The 896-nt window shown below is 63.6% G+C and carries 1 protein-coding gene; it reads right to left on the bottom strand.

Annotated features, from left to right (window positions below; all coding sequences use genetic code 11):
• Nucleotides 1–896: hypothetical protein (locus tag B9Z45_RS17125; protein WP_199221942.1), on the bottom strand; the 896-nt coding region annotated here is incomplete at both ends.

Below are 896 nucleotides of genomic sequence, written 5' to 3'. Positions count from 1 at the left end.
GGCCTCTAGGGCAGCAGCCTTCTCTGCTGTGGTGCCGCTGGCGTTGGCCGCAGTCAGTGCAGTTTGGGCAGCAACCAGCGCTTTGGCGGCAGCAACTTCATCGGCCGCTTTGGCAGCAATCTCTTCAGCCGTCGCTTTGTCCGCCGCCGCTTTGTCTTGCACCGCTTTGGCCGCCGCGTCCGCTTCAGCTGTGGCTTTGGCGGCTGCTAGTTTGGCCGCATCGAGCACGGCTTGGGCAGCAGTTTTCTCTGCTGTGGTGCCGCTGGCGTTGGCCGCAGTCAGTGCAGTTTGGGCAGCAACCAGCGCTTTGGCGGCAGCAACTTCATCGGCCGCTTTGGCAGCAATCTCTTCAGCCGCCGCTTTGTCCGCCGCCGCTTTGTCTTGCACCGCTTTGGCCGCCGCGTCCGCTTCAGCTGTGGCTTTGGCGGCCGCTAGTTTGGCCGCATTGAAGGCCTCTAGGGCAGCAGCCTTCTCTGCTGCGGTGCCGCTGGCGTTGGCCGCAGTCAGTGCAGTTTGGGCAGCAACCAGCGCTTTGGCGGCAGCAACTTCATCGGCCGCTTTGGCAGCAATCTCTTCAGCCGCCGCTTTGTCCGCCGCCGCTTTGTCTTGCACCGCTTTGCTAGCCGCGTCCGCTTCAGCTGTGGCTTTGGCGGCTGCTAGTTTGGCCGCATCGAGCACGGCTTGGGCAGCAGTTTTCTCTGCTGTGGTGCCGCTGGCGTTGGCCGCAGTCAGTGCAGTTTGGGCAGCAACCAGCGCTTTGGCGGCAGCAACTTCATCGGCCGCTTTGGCAGCAATCTCTTCAGCCGCCGCTTTGTCCGCCGCCGCTTTGTCTTGCACCGCTTTGGCCGCCGCGTCCGCTTCAGCTGTGGCTTTGGCGGCTGCTAGTTTGGCCGCAT

Source organism: Limnohabitans sp. 2KL-17 (assembly GCF_003063415.1).
In the GTDB taxonomy this organism is placed as follows: domain Bacteria; phylum Pseudomonadota; class Gammaproteobacteria; order Burkholderiales; family Burkholderiaceae_C; genus Limnohabitans_A.
This window is presented reverse-complemented; position numbering and strand designations above follow the sequence as displayed.